The sequence below is a fragment of the Aestuariivirga litoralis genome (genome assembly GCF_015714715.1).
Classification (GTDB): domain Bacteria; phylum Pseudomonadota; class Alphaproteobacteria; order Rhizobiales; family Aestuariivirgaceae; genus Aestuariivirga; species Aestuariivirga litoralis_A.
Genome location: NZ_WAHS01000001.1, coordinates 16,510 through 31,173, shown reverse-complemented (window position 1 = coordinate 31,173; position 14,664 = coordinate 16,510). Strand labels below are relative to the sequence as shown.

The following is a 14,664-nucleotide window of genomic DNA, read 5'->3' as shown; positions in this document are numbered from 1 at the left end:
CCTTTAGAATTTCTCGGGGCGCAGCAGCGCCACGCTAAGATAGATAAGCAGAGCAGCGGCCAGGATGAGGCCGGTTGTGACTTCAAAGGTCATGACCGCACCTCACAAATGTTCAGCCGCCTGCACGGCAAACGCAAACACCGCCAGAGCGGCCAACCCACCAACTAAGAATAGAAGAAACAACATGAGCGCCTCCTTGGACTGATGGCCTTTAACTAGGAGCGGGGCGCGTAACGGCTCTATGTTGAAAGCACGGCACGTGCGTAATGTGACCGTAAAATCTATGCTTCAGCCAACTGCCCTCTGCGCATTGGCACGATATTGTTGCCTTGCAGCTGCATCACAGCGTGGACCAAAATTCAGGCTCCCAGAAATTCCGCGCGCCACAAACGCGATTTTCGGCCCAGATCTGTTTCTTTGCCTCAACAGAGATCGCAGCTCTACCGAAAGCGACCAAAATCGCCCGTGTATTTGGGAGGCCTATGAAACCGGTGGTTTGGTGTGGGAGGAATGGTGGACTTTCCAATGATCGAAAATCTGATCCATCGCAAAGCAGTGTGCTGTAGTGGTTCGATAATTGGGATGAGGAATGATTTTGGCCTTTGGGAGTTTCGTAAGCCAACTAGAAATCCCTTACGGACCTATTCATTGAGCGGAGGTTCGTCTTCCAGGATTCTCAGCGCAGCGCCTTCGACATCTTCATATTGACCACTGGTGAGACTCCACAGGAATGCCACCAAACCGAGCAGCCCAAGCCCCAACGCAACAGGGATCAGAAAGAGCAGTCCGTTCATGATCTCACCAGTTGGAGCCGCAAGCTGTTGGCGACCACAATAATCGAAGACGTGGACATGGCCACAGCTGCAATAAGCGGATTAAGCTGGCCGGACATGGCCAGTGGAACCGCAAATATGTTGTAAACGATCGCCAGGCCGAAATTCTGCTTCACGATTCTGGCAGTCTTCAACGCCACTTTATAAGTAAAGCCTATCGCTGACAGGTCATCGCGAGTGAATACAAAATCTGCGGCCATGCGGCCAACATCCGAGGCGCTCGACGGCGCCATCGAAGCATAGGCGGCTGCGAGGGCCGGCGCGTCATTCAAGCCATCACCTACCATCAAGACATGGTGACCTTCCGCTGCCTTCTGCTGTAGTAGTGCCAGCTTGTCGCCTGGCTTCAGGCCCGCATGGGTTTCGGCAATGCCTACCGCATGCGCAATGGCCTCAACCTGCTCTGCGCCATCGCCCGAGATCACGAAGCTGTCCAGCTTGGGAAGACGGGTAGCGCCCGAACGCAACGATTCAGAAAGTGTCGAGTAATAAAGTGGTCCGCCTTCCAGTGCGAAAGCCACACCAGTTTCATGACCGCCTGTTGTACGTGACGCTATCTCTGCCACCCAGTTGATGCGGCCGAGCCGCGCCTTGCGGCCATTGGCGATGGCCTCGACACCATGTCCCGGCACTTCATGCAAATCACTCACCAGAGCCATGTTGAACGATGCTAAAGCCTTGGCCAAAGCCTTGGCGGCGGGGTGAACGCTGCGCGACGCAAGCGCCCTGGCAACTTCAACAGGTTCGCCCAGCGGAATGTGCATCGTCTTGATAACAGGCTCGCCTGTAGTCAAGGTGCCGGTCTTGTCATAGGCAATCTCATCAATGGTGGCCATGCGCTCCAGCGCCGAGCCATCTTTCATGAATATGCCTGCCGCGAAGAGACGCCCTGCACTCACCACATGTGCCACAGGCACGGCAAGGCCGAGCGCACAGGGGCACGTGATGATCAAAACAGAGACAGCGGCGGTCAGCGATTCGTGGAAACCACCATGCGTCCAGATCATCCAGCCGACAAAGGTCGTGGCGGCAAGAATGTGAACCACCGGTGCATATGCGCGGGCCATGCGGTCAGAGAGCTGTATATAAGCGCTGCGGCCATGTTCGGCAGCCGCCATCATCTGGGTGACCTCGGCCAGAAAGGATTGGTCGGCAGAGCGGGTGGTTTCCACATCGACCGCGCCGGTGAGGTTGAGCGTTCCCGCCTCCACCGCCGCACCTGTTGTGACAGCAATCGGAGCGCTTTCTCCCGTGACCAGCGCGCGATCAATATCAGTTGCTCCCTCGATCACTGTGCCATCAACGGGGAAACGCTCCCCGGCCGCCACGCGCAAGACCATGCCGGGCTTGATCCCATCAAGTGGCAGATAGGTGAGATCACCCTGCGCATCCACAACCATGCCGCCCTTGGCCGAGAGTGCCGCCAGCCGTGAGGCTGCGGCGCGGGCTTTCGAACGCATCATCTGATCAAGGGCACGCCCGATCAGCAAGAAGAACAGAAGCGAGACGGCCGCATCGAAATAGGCATGCCCCCCGCCAATGACACTTTCATAAAAAGACATCATCGTGGCCAGAATGACGCCAAGTGAGATTGGCACATCCATATTCACGCGCCCATGACGCAAGGCCTGCAATGCAGAAATGAAGAAAGGCCGTCCGGCATACGCCACGGTTGGTACGGCAATCAATGCCGAGAGGTAATGAAAGAGCGCTTCGGTGGTCCCCGCCGCACCCGACCAGACCGGAACTGAGAGGAGCATGATATTTGCGGCTGCAAAACCTGACACCGCGACCGCCCGCAACAGGCCGCTCAATACTTCGTCATTGCCCGCTCGCGCGGCAGCCCCGGGAGATTGCGGTGTAAAGCCCAAAGTCTCCAGTTTGCTTAGCACCGGCTGCAGATTGTCATTGCCGGGCTTGAGTGTGACCGAAACCTGTTTCAGCGAAAGATTGGCGCGTACCTTCTCGATGCCAAACATCGGTGACAGACCACGCTCAATGGTGATGATGCAATTGCCGCAGTGCATGGCAGGCAAGGCGATCTGGTAATTTGTGCCACCCCCGGCAAGGTGACGTGCATCGGCATTCAGTTCTTCCAGAAGCCCAATGCGTGCAGAGGATTCCGCGCGTATTGTCGTGGCACTGGCCAGCGGTCCAGCACAACAGCTCATGGCTTCACCACCAGCTTGATCGAGCGTTTCCACGTTCCGCCTGTGGGCAATATTGCGATGAGATCGCCTTCCCACACGCCTTCAGTGAGCCTGGCTTGCGACGTGAACACGCCCTTGCTCTCGACAGCAAAACTCATGATTTCATCGGTCGAAGCACTCACTGGATGACCGAGTGTGAGATTCAATGTTTTCACATCAACAGGCGCCCCATTGGAATTGACCAGCACCACACGCAAAATCCCGCCGGCAAAAAACAGCTTGGGATGAATATCCATCGCAGCATCGGCCTTGGCTTTGGCCATGTCGCGGTCATAAGTCAGGCCTGCCTTGTAGGAGTCTTCAACCACCAGCCCCGTATTGCTACGCGCCGCCATCACCGCGAGCGTAACATTGACGGCAATCACCGTGCCGAAGAAGGCGATCATGATGGCCAACATGTGCCAGCCGGTGAATGTACTACGCTTGACCTGCAGAGTGTCGCTCATTTTGCCGTCTCCGTTTCAAAGCTGGCCTGATAGATGGCAGATGAACCCATTCGGAAGTCAGATGCCCTGATCTCAAACGGTGTCTTTCCGCTTTGAAGCATCTGCGGCGAAACTGTAACGAAGAGATGCAGGGTCTCCAGCGTGTCAGGCTCCAGCTTGACCTCCGCGCTGCGACCAATTGCGCCTTCTGTGCCCTCCAGCGTAAGCTGTGCGCCGGGCAATCCGTCAATCGCCACAGTAACGGTGCGCGCTTCAGGCTGCATGTTGAGGAGCTTCACGGTATAGCCATTCCGCACTGCGCCACTGGTGAGGTTTACCGCAATCGGATTGCGGTCATGCAGCACATTGATGCGCAAACGATCGCGCGTTAGGAGCGCGGCCACCAGTCCAAGTCCCACCAGCGACCACAGGCCGACATAGATTAGCGTGCGCAAGCGGAAGACGACGCGCCAATTGAAATGCCGGACCCCCTCCACGAAGCCGCCTCCCGGCTTGCGGACGAGGTCCGGCGACACGGCCCTGCCCGAGGGGGCTGCCAGTGCCATGTTGTGATTGTAGTCACGCAAGGTGGAATAGGAGATAAGCCCGTGGGGCCGCATCAGTTTACCCATGATGTCGTCGCAGGCATCAATGCAGAGTGCGCAGGTGATGCACTCCATCTGCTGGCCATGGCGGATGTCGATCCCCACAGGACACACTGCAACGCAGGCATTGCAATCAACACAATCACCCGCGGAAATACCTTCCGCTCTGGCCTTTTTCACACCCCGGCTGCGTGGTTCGCCGCGCCAGTCATTATAGGTGACAACCAATGAATCTTCATCAAGCATAGCCGCTTGGATGCGCGGCCAAGGGCACATGTAGATGCAGACCTGCTCGCGCATCAGACCGCCGAGGATATAGGTTGTGGCGGTGAGCGTGGCGACAGTGGCATAGGCTACATAAGCGGCCTGACCCGTGAAGAGCTGCTTGGCGAGGCTCGGCGCATCGGCAAAATAGAAAATCCAGGCACCACCCGTCACCATCGCGATCAGCAGCCAAATGAGATGTTTGCCCACGCGCAAGAAAATTTTGCGCAGGCCATAGGGCGCCTTGTCGAGCTTGATGCGGGCATTGCGGTCACCCTCAATAAGACGCTCAACCGCTATGAACAGATCCGTCCAGACGGTCTGCGGGCAAGCATAACCACACCAGGCGCGGCCGACAACGGAGGTCACCAGAAAGAGGCCCACGCCCGCCATAACAAGAAGGCCTGCGACAAAGTAGAATTCCTGCGGCCAGATTTCGATGAAGAAGAAATAGAAGCGGCGGTGCACCATATCGAGAAGCACCGCCTGATCAGGCGCGCCCGCACCCCGGTGCCACCGCAGCCAGGGCGTGATGTAGTAGATTCCCAGCGTCACCGCCATTATGATCCACTTCAGGCGGCGGAACGCGCCCTGCACATCCTTGGGGAAAACTTTGACGCGCGCGGCATAGAGCTGCGAGGCAACTTTCGCCTTTGCCCCGGCATTGACGGCCTGCACATCCGCCTGCTCGATATCGGGCGTCAGTGACACCTACTTCGCACCTCCAAGAGAGATGACATAGGCTGCCAGCTCCTTGACTTTCGCCTCGCCAAGCTGCGGCAACCAAGCCGGCATCACGCCGTGGCGCGGATTGGTCACCTGCGCGATAATCGCGTCTGTTGCACCCTTGTAAAGCCAGATCTTGTCGGCGAGTTTTGGCGCGCCCATATCCGGGTTTCCTTGCCCGGCATCCCCGTGGCAGGAAGCGCAATTGTCCTTGAACACCTGTTCGCCAGGCTTTGCCTTGTCGGCATTGTGATCAAGCTGTGCGAGTTGCAGCACGTAATTTGTCACTTCGCTGATTTGCTCAGCCGTCAAGACGCCATCCTTGCCGAAGGCAGGCATTTGCGAGACATGCGTATCGGCATCCAGCGGCGAGCGCACACCATGTGAAATCGTCGCCACAATCTGTTCAGGCGTGCCGCCCCACAGCCAGTCGTCGTCATTCAGATTGGGATAGCCCACATTGCCTTGCGCGCCTGAACCGTGGCACTGACTGCAATGCGCCTTGAAGGCCGAGGCACCCGCGGCCACGGCAAACACTTTCATTTGGGGATCGCCCAGGATGGTCTTGATATCGGAAGCGGCAATTTTCTGCTCGATGCCGGCGCGGCCTGCATCGACAGCGCTCATCTCAGCCGCCACGTCTTGGCGCGCGGACCAGTTCCACCAGCCTTTGGTGTTGGTGGTCAGGCCTGGCCATGCTGGATAGAGAACGCAGTAGCCAATGGCGAACACGATTGTGATGTAGAAGGTGTTGATCCACCAGCGTGGCAGCGGGTTGTTCAGTTCCTTGATGCCGTCCCATTCATGGCCGGTTGTTTCAACGCCAGATACGTCGTCGATGTCTTTGTTGGCCATGATCAGTCTTCCTTGAAGGGGATTTGAGCAGCATCCGCCTGCTGCTGGCGCGAGCCCGGAAGCAGTGCCATGCCGGCAGCGCCAATGAAAAACAGCACCATCACCAATAGGCCCCAGCTATCGACCAGAGTGCGCAACGCCTGATACTCAAAGGTCATCTGCATCTCCCTCAGCGTTCGCCATCGGCGGGTTGATAGGACTGGAAATCCACCAAGGTGCCGAGCATCTGCAGATAGGCCACCAGTGCATCCATCTCGGTCAAGCGATTAGGATTACCGTCCATGTCGCCAACAACGGCCTTGGGATAGCGTTTCAGCAGATCAGCGGTATCCGCATTGGGATCGGCCTGCGCCTTAAAATCAACGAGCGCATTCTTGATGTCATCATCGGTATACGGAACACCCACAATTCGGTTGGTCTTGAGACCTTCCGCAACCAGGCCGGTATCGAGATCCGTGTCCGCCAGAAAGGCATAGGACGGCATAACCGATTCAGGTACGACCGATTGCGGATTCTTCAGATGCTCGACATGCCAGTCATTGGAATAGCGCGCGCCGACGCGGGCGAGATCTGGCCCGGTGCGCTTCGAGCCCCATTGGAAGGGATGGTCATACATGGACTCGGCTGCCAGCGAATAATGACCGTAGCGCTCCACCTCGTCGCGGAATGGCCGGATCATCTGTGAATGACACAGATAGCAGCCCTCACGAATATAGATGTTGCGCCCGGCCAGTTCCAAGGGTGAGTAAGGCCGCTCGCCGCTCACCTTCTCGATGGTGTTCTGCAGCCAGAAAAGCGGCACGATTTCGACGAGACCGCCGATCGTCACCACCAGCAGCGAGAAGACCAGCAGTAGAGTGACATTGCGTTCGATCTTCGAGTGAAAGCCAAGAACTTGGTTCGTGTTTGACATGACTTTTACCATCACTGTGCTGGTTGAAGAGTGAGCGCGTCCGCACCCATGGGGATTTCGGCGCGCACATCGCCACGGATGGTGCGCCAGAGATTATATGTCATGACCAGCGCACCGATCAGGAACAGTAGGCCACCCAGCATGCGCATGATGTAATAGGGATGCATGGCGGCCACCGTTTCGGCAAAGGAGTAAACGAGGAATCCGTTGCTGTCGTATTCGCGCCACATCAGCCCCTGCATGATGCCTGAGACCCACATGGCCGAAGCGTAGACAACGATGCCAAGGGTGGCGAGCCAGAAGTGCCAGTTGACCAGGCGAAGCGAATAGAGCTGTGCGCGGTTCCACAGTTTAGGCGTCATGAAATAAAGCGCGCCGAAGGTGACCATACCGACCCAGCCAAGGGCGCCGGAATGCACATGGCCGATGGTCCAATCGGTGTAATGGCTTAACGCGTTGACCGACTTGATCGACATCATCGGGCCTTCGAAGGTGGACATGCCGTAAAAAGCAAGAGACATCACAAACATGCGGAGGATGGGATCAGTGCGCAATTTGTCCCAGGCGCCCGAGAGCGTCATCAGACCATTGATCATGCCGCCCCAGGAGGGCATCCACAGCATGACGGAGAACACCATGCCCAGCGTCTGCGCCCAGTCGGGCAGTGCTGTGTAATGAAGGTGATGCGGGCCGGCCCAGATATAAAGAAAGATCAGCGCCCAGAAATGGATGATCGACAGGCGGTATGAATAGACCGGGCGATTGGCCTGCTTTGGTACGAAGTAGTACATCATGCCGAGGAAACCGGCCGTGAGGAAGAAGCCCACTGCGTTGTGGCCATACCACCACTGCACCAGCGCGCTCTGCACGCCGGCAAACACAGAATAGCTCTTCACACCAAGGAAGCTGACCGGGATTTCGAGATTGTTGACAATCACCAGCATGGCGATGGTCACGATCATTGAAAGATAGAACCAGTTGGCCACATAGATATGTGGTTCCTTGCGCTTGATGAGGGTGCCGAGGAAAACCAGCAGATAGGCAACCCAGACGACGACAAGCCAGAGGATCACATACCATTCCGGTTCCGCATATTCCTGACTGCGGGTGATTCCGAGTAGATAGCCGGTGGCCGCCATGACAATGAAAAGCTGATACCCCCAGAACACGAACCAGGGCAGTTGCCCGCCAAACAGCCGCGTGCGGCAAGTACGCTGGACAATATAGAATGACGTGGTGATCAGCGCATTACCTGCAAAGGCGAAGACAACGCCGGATGTGTGCAGCGGGCGCAGTCGGCCGAAATTGAACCAGGGCCCGATATTGAGCACGGGCCAGGCCAGCTCTGAAGCGATGACCACGCCGACCAGCATGCCCACAATGCCCCAGAAGATCGTGGCGATCACGCCATAGCGGATCACTTCATCCATATACCCATCCGGCTTGTCACGGCCGACACCTGTTCCGTCCATGGTGAGAAGAAAGACAATTGCGGAAAGCCCCAGCACCACACACAGAATCCAGAAATGCGCGCGGAACAGCGCATCCTGCCCCAGTGCAGCACCCATCAGGGCCGCAAAACACCCTGCACCAGCGACGATCGCCCAATAGCCATTCTTCATATGCCCAGCCTTCTATTGACCCTGCCCGTCTCTCACGGGTGGCGCGGCGTGGCCTTGATCTGGATCAATGAATGCGTTTGTTTCGGCAATTAGGGTCAGGCCGCATGAATGCTGCCAGCACCCCCCATCTGCTTGCCTGCGAATTTCGCGGCCATCTCGCAAGACAGGAACAGCTGTGCGACCGGCTCGAGCGGCTGGCCGACAGTCTGCCGGATGCTCTCAATGTGCAGGAAGGGCTCTACGTGGCCCAGAGCCTGCTGCCCACCGTAACGCTCGCGCACAGGTTTGAAGAGGAAAAGGTCTTTCCGCTGTTACACGGCACTACTCATTCCGCGACACTGGAACGGCTGGGCTATGAACATATGGGTGATGAGGAATATGCAGGCGATATCATTCACGCCCTGCGCGCCTATGTCATGGAACGCCGCAGCAGCAACGCCGAAGCGCTCGCCTGGATGATGCGCGGCTTCTTTGAAGCCCTGCGCCGGCATATTGCCTTTGAACGTGAACACATTCTGCCTTTGCTGGAAAAAGAGAAGTTGCCGTGACCCTGAACATTGCGGAGCTTCTGGCCCGTCAGCCTTCCGGACTGCCGCGCTACACAAGCTATCCACCAGCCAACCACTTCGAGCCCGATGGCGGCCCGGCCCTGCTGGGCGCGCTGGTTGCAGCGGCAAGCGCAGCAGACAAGCTCTCTCTTTACATCCACATTCCCTACTGTGACCGCATATGCTGGTTCTGCGGTTGCCATACCAAGCAGACGATGCGCTATGAGCCCGTGGCAGACTATGTGAAAGTGCTGGTTCAGGAGATTGCGCTCTGGGGCGCAGAACTGAAACGCAAGGTCCCGGTTTCCGCACTCCACCTGGGCGGCGGCAGCCCGAGCCTCCTGAGGCGTGAAGAGCTTCAGATGATCAAGGAGGCGCTGCATGCGGCTTTTGATTTCTCGCAGACGCCGGAAATCTCAATCGAGATTGATCCTTCAGATGTGAAGGACGGGACGATTGCGGATCTGATGTCTTTTGGCATGACGCGGGCCAGCATCGGGGTGCAGGACTTTGACCCGGCGGTTCAGGCTGCGATCAACAGGCCGCAGAGTTTTGAGCTGACGCGGGACGTGGTCAGGGCTCTACGCGCTGCCGGCATTCAGTCGATCAACATTGATGCGCTTTACGGCCTGCCCCTACAGGACACCGGGAAACTCGCGCTCACGCTGAAGAAGGTTCTCAATCTGGAGCCGGACCGCATTGCACTATTTGGCTATGCTCATGTGCCGTGGATGAAGCCGCACCAGAGGCTCATTGATGAAAAGACTTTGCCAGATAGCGCGATGCGCCTCCAGCAGGCAGAGTTCGCCGCCAACGTCATTACTGACTTTGACTACCGTGCGATCGGCATTGATCATTTTGCCAAGCCAGGCGACACGCTGGCACTTGCCGCCAAGCGTGGCAGACTACACCGCAATTTCCAGGGCTACAGTGATGACGATGCGTCCGTGCGGCTGGGCTTCGGCCCCTCCTCCATTGGCTGTTTCCCGGGCGGTTATGTGCAGAACGAAGTCGCTACAGGGCGTTACGCGACGTTGGTTCAGACGGGCCGCCTGGCGCTCGCCCGCGGGCTCGCGTTGAGTGACGATGACCGGATGCGCAGCTTCATCATCGAGCGGCTGTTGTGTGATTTTGCATTCAGTTTTGATGAACTGGTAAAATGTTTCGGGGTGAGTGCCTTGCCGCTGATCAGCCAGGCTTGTGGCATTGCTGCCGGTGAGTATGCGGAACTGTGCTGGGTAGACGATGCCGGGCTTCATATGACAGATGAGGCCAGGCCCGTGGTGCGCATCATTGCTGCACAATTCGATACCTGGCTGAAGCCCGCCGAGCAGCGTTACTCGAAAGTCGTCTAGGCACCTGTCGCCGCGCGCAGCTTGGCAAGATCGGGAATTATGACGGTGCGGTTGTTCTCGATCTCGATCACACGGGCTTGGCGCAACTTGGTGAGTTGGCGGCTCACAGTCTCGATGGTCAAGCCCAGAAAATCCGCCATGTCGGCGCGCTTCAACGGAATATCGAAGCGGACGGGTCCTGTTTCAAATTCTATCTCCGGATTGATATGTTCTGCAATAAAACACAGGAAACCAGCCACGCGTTCACTCGCCGATTTGCGGCCCAGAGCGAGCATCCAGTCACGCGCCTCGTCGAGTTCTTTCAGAGTCTGTGCATGCAGGCGGTGTTCCAACTCCGGACTTTCCCGCGTGAGCTTGTTGAGCACATCTCGCGGGAACGAACAAACCCGCACATCTGTCGCAGCCTCGACGTCAAAATCACTGATTTGGCTGAAAGGCCGCCCCAAGAAGTCCGGAGCAAATTGCAAACCCACGATCTGCTGCCGCCCATCTGCGGTGAGCTTGGCCAACTTGATAACTCCGCTCATGATATTGGCATAGCGATCAACCTTAGCACCATCCGACACGAGGCCCGCAGACGCGTCATACTTATGCTTGGTCGTGTGGCGGGCCAGTTCCGTCAGTTGCTGCGGATTGAGCGCGCCGCAAACGCCTTTGTGCCGCGCCTCGCATGCCCGACAGACAATGGGGACATCGGAATTGTGAATATCGGAACGCGGGTTATCTGGCACGATGAGCTTTCAACCCAAAATAGCGCCCCATCACCAATTTCCACAGACGCCATTTTGGCGCTGTTTCAAATGGCAATTAATCAGAAAAAGCAACAAAGCGTGGACCAAAAAAAGGGGCTGCCAGAAATTTCATGCGCGCAATCTTATATAATGTGCCAGAAACTCGCGGTTTCGCGCAACAGAGATTTCCATCAGAAAGCAAGCTACTGTAATTGCGTCGTTATATCCGAAAAGATGGAATTTAATGGTTTGGTGCGGGAGGAATGGTGGTAGACGCAGTCCTGGCCGAACTAGTCTCTGCCGACAATTCCCTGCTTTCAGCGTAATTATTTGGGAAAACCGAACATTCCTGCCCAATCCACATACCACGGCAGCCCACATCCCTCTGATGTCATAACGTTTCTAGGACAAGCATTCCGCAATTTTCTAGCTATCGGAGAACAGGGTAATGCAGGGAATTTCGCGGCGCGGACAGCGATTGGCCCACGAAGACCACATCGATCGCTACCGTCCACGAATGTGCTCGATCGTCACGATCTGCGCGAAGAACAGGACCCAAAGATGCGTGAGATTATTGAAATGGAGATCGGGTTCGAGCGCAACATTGAGTATATTATCATTCGTAACATACCAGATTGGGCGAAGTAACGGCTGCTATGGGTATGCGTCGGTGCAGAGGTTCCAAAGCATCCATAATCAATGGGGTGTCCGCTCGTGATACCGTTCCGACGATCCAAGCGCTTCAAATAGTCTGCTTTGGGATCACATGCGGACATTGCTTAGATCCCGAAAAAAATCACCAAATGCTCACAGTCGTCATTCCCTAACATCGGTAACACGACCAAATCGATCTGGTGCGCGAGGGTGCCAGTATTGTCTCAAGGGATAGACGATAGTCGCGTTGTCGCGGCGTCAACTCGATTTGCGACGCCTATTTTGGCGCTGTTGATCTATGACAACTGCCGTCACGATGATGATGCCTTTCACGATCTCCTGATAATAGGCGCCGACTTGCAGGAAGGTAAAGCCGGAGGTCACCACACCGAGAATGATCGTGCCAATAAATGTTCCCGTGATACGCCCTACGCCCCCTGCAAGAGAAGTACCTCCAATGACAGTGGCGGCAATGGCATCAAGCTCATAGGCCACACCCATGCCCGGCTGGCCTGATTGAGCGCGTGCCGCTGTCATCACACCGGCAAGGCCTGAGAGCAGACCCGCCACCGCATAGACTTTGATCAGATGCCTGCCGATATCGATGCCGGAAACACGCGCCGCCTGTGGGTTTGCACCAATGGCATAAGTGAATTTCCCGTAGCGCGTGTAAGTCAGAGCCACATGGCAAATGACTGCGACAATGATGAATATAATGACTGGGCGGGGAATCGGAAAACCGCCCACATTGAAGCTCTGGCCAAACCAGGTGAAGCTGTCGTTCAGAAGTGCCACGGGCTGGCCCAGCGTGTACCATTTTGCCAGGCCACGTACTGAAACCATCATTCCCAGTGTAGCGATAAAAGGCGGTATCTTCGTCTTCGCGATGATGTAGCCATTGATCAGGCCGAGCAGCAACCCACAGAGAATGCCAAATAGGATTGACCAAAACGGACTTGAATCGATGAACCAACTCAACCCGAATTTCGCATAAAACGGATCAAGAAAAGCCGCCCGGGAATTGCTGGCGGATTGGGCAAAACTTGCGGCAACCATCGCGGTAAATCCAACAACCGAACCGGACGACAGATCAACACCCGCCGTAATGATTACTTGGGTGACACCAACCGCGATAATGCCGATCACCGCCACCTGCAGGATGATGATTGAAATGCGCTGCTTGTTCAGAATGAAACTCTCACCGATGAAAATCCAACCGAGAATTTCAAAGACCAGAATGATGCCGAGCAAAACGCCAAGGATCGAAACCTCAGGCGGAAATCGCCTCACCTTGCTAAGGCCTGTAGTGGATGCGCCGGTTGATGCTGGTTGGTCTGACATGCCGTCCCCTCGAATTCAAAGCCTCAATGCGAGGCCAACTCCATAATCTTGACCTGGTCGGCATCCTTGCGATCCAAGAACCCCGTGACCCGGCCTTCATGTACAACCATGATACGATCGCTCATCCCTAAAACCTCCGGCATTTCCGAAGAAATCATGATGACCGCAACACCAGCTTTCACCAACTCTGAAACTAAACGATGAATTTCAGCCTTGGCCCCAACATCAATGCCGCGTGTCGGTTCATCCAGAATGAGAATCCGCGGCTTGGTCAAAAGCCAGCGGCTGATCAAAACTTTCTGCTGGTTGCCACCAGAAAGATTGATGATCGGCTCCTGCATGTCAGGCGTACGCACGCGCAGGCGATCTGACATGATCTTGGAGTCAGCGGCCAAAGCACGCTGCTTCACGAAACCAAAATTCACATATTTAGTCTGCAACACCGCCATCTGGGTGTTTTCCTGAATATCAAGCAGCAGGAAGCAGCCAGTTTCTTTGCGATCTTCGGTGAGAAAAGCCATGCCGTTGGCCATGGCAATGGAGGGTGATGTAACGGCCAATTCTTTTCCCTTGATGGAAATCGTACCCGAAGATGCAGGCGAAACACCGAAAACGGTTTCGGCGATATTGGAGCGACCCGACCCAACCAATCCAGCAATCCCTAGAATTTCGCCCGCCCGCACATCGAACGACACGTCCTTGAAAATCCCATCGAGCGTCAGATTCTTGACGGAGAGCACAACGTCGCCAATCGGAACTGTCTCCTTGGGAAACATTTGCGTAATGTCGCGGCCCACCATCATGCGGATGATTTCATCGCGCGTCACATCTTTTGACAGTCTTGTTGCGATATATTTTCCGTCGCGAAACACCGAAACCTCATCGGCGATCTCGAACAGCTCGTTCATCTTGTGAGTGATGTAGATGATGCCCTTGCCATCAGCCTTAAGTGCCCTGATGATTTTGAAGAGATGCTTCACTTCCTTTTCAGTAAGTGCGGAAGTTGGCTCATCCATGATCAGGACGTCGGAATTGAACGACACGGCCTTGGCAATCTCAACCATCTGGCGGTTGGCCACGCTGAGCGTTCCCACTTCGACCATCGGGTCAATGTCGATATTTAGGCGGTTGAAAAGTTCTTCCGTACGGCGGCGCATCTCGCCGTGGTTCACAAAACCAAACATGTTCACAGGCTCGCGCCTGATCCAGATATTCTCTGCCACCGTCATCGGCCCCATCAGGTTCAATTCCTGATGAATCATGGCAATGCCATTCTCCAAGGCATCAAGGGGGTTCTGCAAGCGGATATCGATGCCGCGCAATTTGAACGAGCCGGAATCTGGCGTGTAGATGCCGGCAACGATTTTCATCAGTGTCGATTTGCCAGCGCCGTTTTCGCCCATCAACGCGTGGACCGAACCGCGGCGCAACTTGAACTTCACATTGTCTAGCGCCACGACGCCTGGGAACTCTTTGCGAACATCGTCCACTTCAAGGAGATGTTCCGAGCCCGGAACTGCGCCGCTGTCGCGGACGGCTTTCATTGTGGAAGGGCTGACCATTCAATTCACCATGAAAAAGT

General features: G+C 56.0%; 14 protein-coding genes. 2 read left to right on the top strand and 12 right to left on the bottom strand.

The window, feature by feature from the left end; genetic code table 11:
- Window positions 1-3: 3 nt before the first annotated feature.
- From kdpF to ccoN, 9 genes are all read right to left on the bottom strand, one after another.
- Complete coding sequence (gene kdpF / locus F8B91_RS00150; RefSeq protein WP_196501661.1) at window positions 4-93, bottom strand: K(+)-transporting ATPase subunit F; 90 nt, start codon at window positions 91-93, stop codon at window positions 4-6.
- A gap of 548 nt (window positions 94-641) precedes the next feature.
- Window positions 642-794: a cbb3-type cytochrome oxidase assembly protein CcoS gene (gene ccoS, locus F8B91_RS00145; RefSeq protein WP_196501660.1), complete on the bottom strand. Its 153-nt coding sequence runs from the start codon at window positions 792-794 to the stop codon at window positions 642-644.
- Window positions 791-3,037 carry a heavy metal translocating P-type ATPase gene (locus F8B91_RS00140; protein ID WP_348641698.1) on the bottom strand — a complete coding sequence of 749 codons (2,247 nt, stop codon included), beginning with the start codon at window positions 3,035-3,037 and terminating at the stop codon, window positions 791-793. The genes ccoS and F8B91_RS00140 overlap by 4 nt, the downstream gene beginning before the upstream one ends.
- Complete coding sequence (locus F8B91_RS00135; protein ID WP_196501659.1) at window positions 3,001-3,489, bottom strand: FixH family protein; 489 nt, start codon at window positions 3,487-3,489, stop codon at window positions 3,001-3,003. Before F8B91_RS00135 ends, F8B91_RS00140 begins: the two co-directional genes overlap by 37 nt.
- Window positions 3,486-5,048, bottom strand: a complete 1,563-nt coding sequence (ccoG, locus tag F8B91_RS00130; RefSeq protein WP_196501658.1) for a cytochrome c oxidase accessory protein CcoG — start codon at window positions 5,046-5,048, stop codon at window positions 3,486-3,488. The genes F8B91_RS00135 and ccoG overlap by 4 nt, the downstream gene beginning before the upstream one ends.
- Entirely contained in the window at window positions 5,049-5,918 is an 870-nt protein-coding gene (gene ccoP / locus F8B91_RS00125) for a cytochrome-c oxidase, cbb3-type subunit III (protein WP_196501657.1), read from the bottom strand. It lies immediately after the preceding gene.
- Between the two features lie 2 nt (window positions 5,919-5,920).
- On the bottom strand, window positions 5,921-6,076 hold the full coding sequence (locus F8B91_RS00120) for a cbb3-type cytochrome c oxidase subunit 3 (protein WP_196501656.1): 156 nt from the start codon (window positions 6,074-6,076) through the stop codon (window positions 5,921-5,923).
- Between the two features lie 11 nt (window positions 6,077-6,087).
- Window positions 6,088-6,831, bottom strand: a complete 744-nt coding sequence (ccoO, locus tag F8B91_RS00115) for a cytochrome-c oxidase, cbb3-type subunit II (protein WP_196501655.1) — start codon at window positions 6,829-6,831, stop codon at window positions 6,088-6,090.
- Window positions 6,832-6,842: 11 nt separating this feature from the next.
- The gene (gene ccoN / locus F8B91_RS00110; protein ID WP_196501654.1) at window positions 6,843-8,453 is read right to left on the bottom strand and encodes a cytochrome-c oxidase, cbb3-type subunit I; all 1,611 of its coding nucleotides are present in this window, start codon (window positions 8,451-8,453) and stop codon (window positions 6,843-6,845) included.
- Window positions 8,454-8,557: 104 nt separating this feature from the next.
- Here ccoN and F8B91_RS00105 point away from each other — a divergent pair, with 104 nt between their 5' ends.
- Window positions 8,558-9,001 (top strand): hemerythrin domain-containing protein, encoded by a 444-nt coding sequence (locus F8B91_RS00105; protein WP_196501653.1) that lies wholly within the window; start codon window positions 8,558-8,560, stop codon window positions 8,999-9,001.
- Window positions 8,998-10,356 carry an oxygen-independent coproporphyrinogen III oxidase gene (gene hemN / locus F8B91_RS00100; protein ID WP_348641697.1) on the top strand — a complete coding sequence of 453 codons (1,359 nt, stop codon included), beginning with the start codon at window positions 8,998-9,000 and terminating at the stop codon, window positions 10,354-10,356. Before F8B91_RS00105 ends, hemN begins: the two co-directional genes overlap by 4 nt.
- Here the strand turns inward: hemN and F8B91_RS00095 are convergent.
- From F8B91_RS00095 to F8B91_RS00085, 3 genes are all read right to left on the bottom strand, one after another.
- Window positions 10,353-11,087 carry a helix-turn-helix domain-containing protein gene (locus tag F8B91_RS00095; RefSeq protein ID WP_196501652.1) on the bottom strand — a complete coding sequence of 245 codons (735 nt, stop codon included), beginning with the start codon at window positions 11,085-11,087 and terminating at the stop codon, window positions 10,353-10,355. The two genes, hemN and F8B91_RS00095, sit on opposite strands and share 4 nt — an antisense overlap.
- Window positions 11,088-11,999: 912 nt before the next feature.
- Window positions 12,000-13,082: an ABC transporter permease gene (locus tag F8B91_RS00090; RefSeq protein WP_196501651.1), complete on the bottom strand. Its 1,083-nt coding sequence runs from the start codon at window positions 13,080-13,082 to the stop codon at window positions 12,000-12,002.
- A 23-nt stretch (window positions 13,083-13,105) separates the two neighbouring features.
- On the bottom strand, window positions 13,106-14,644 hold the full coding sequence (locus F8B91_RS00085; RefSeq protein ID WP_196501650.1) for a sugar ABC transporter ATP-binding protein: 1,539 nt from the start codon (window positions 14,642-14,644) through the stop codon (window positions 13,106-13,108).
- Window positions 14,645-14,664 lie beyond the last annotated feature (20 nt).

Bases quoted from the DNA above. Each gene is read 5' to 3' on its own strand.
- ccoO (WP_196501655.1), bottom strand. From the start codon at position 6,831: ATGTCAAACACGAACCAAGTTCTTGGCTTTCACTCGAAGATCGAACGC.
- F8B91_RS00090 (WP_196501651.1), bottom strand. From the start codon at position 13,082: ATGTCAGACCAACCAGCATCAACCGGCGCATCCACTACAGGCCTTAGC.
- F8B91_RS00105 (WP_196501653.1), top strand. From the start codon at position 8,558: ATGAATGCTGCCAGCACCCCCCATCTGCTTGCCTGCGAATTTCGCGGC.
- kdpF (WP_196501661.1), bottom strand. From the start codon at position 93: ATGACCTTTGAAGTCACAACCGGCCTCATCCTGGCCGCTGCTCTGCTT.
- F8B91_RS00085 (WP_196501650.1), bottom strand. From the start codon at position 14,644: ATGGTCAGCCCTTCCACAATGAAAGCCGTCCGCGACAGCGGCGCAGTT.
- F8B91_RS00135 (WP_196501659.1), bottom strand. From the start codon at position 3,489: ATGAGCGACACTCTGCAGGTCAAGCGTAGTACATTCACCGGCTGGCAC.
- ccoP (WP_196501657.1), bottom strand. From the start codon at position 5,918: ATGGCCAACAAAGACATCGACGACGTATCTGGCGTTGAAACAACCGGC.
- ccoN (WP_196501654.1), bottom strand. From the start codon at position 8,453: ATGAAGAATGGCTATTGGGCGATCGTCGCTGGTGCAGGGTGTTTTGCG.
- ccoS (WP_196501660.1), bottom strand. From the start codon at position 794: ATGAACGGACTGCTCTTTCTGATCCCTGTTGCGTTGGGGCTTGGGCTG.
- F8B91_RS00120 (WP_196501656.1), bottom strand. From the start codon at position 6,076: ATGACCTTTGAGTATCAGGCGTTGCGCACTCTGGTCGATAGCTGGGGC.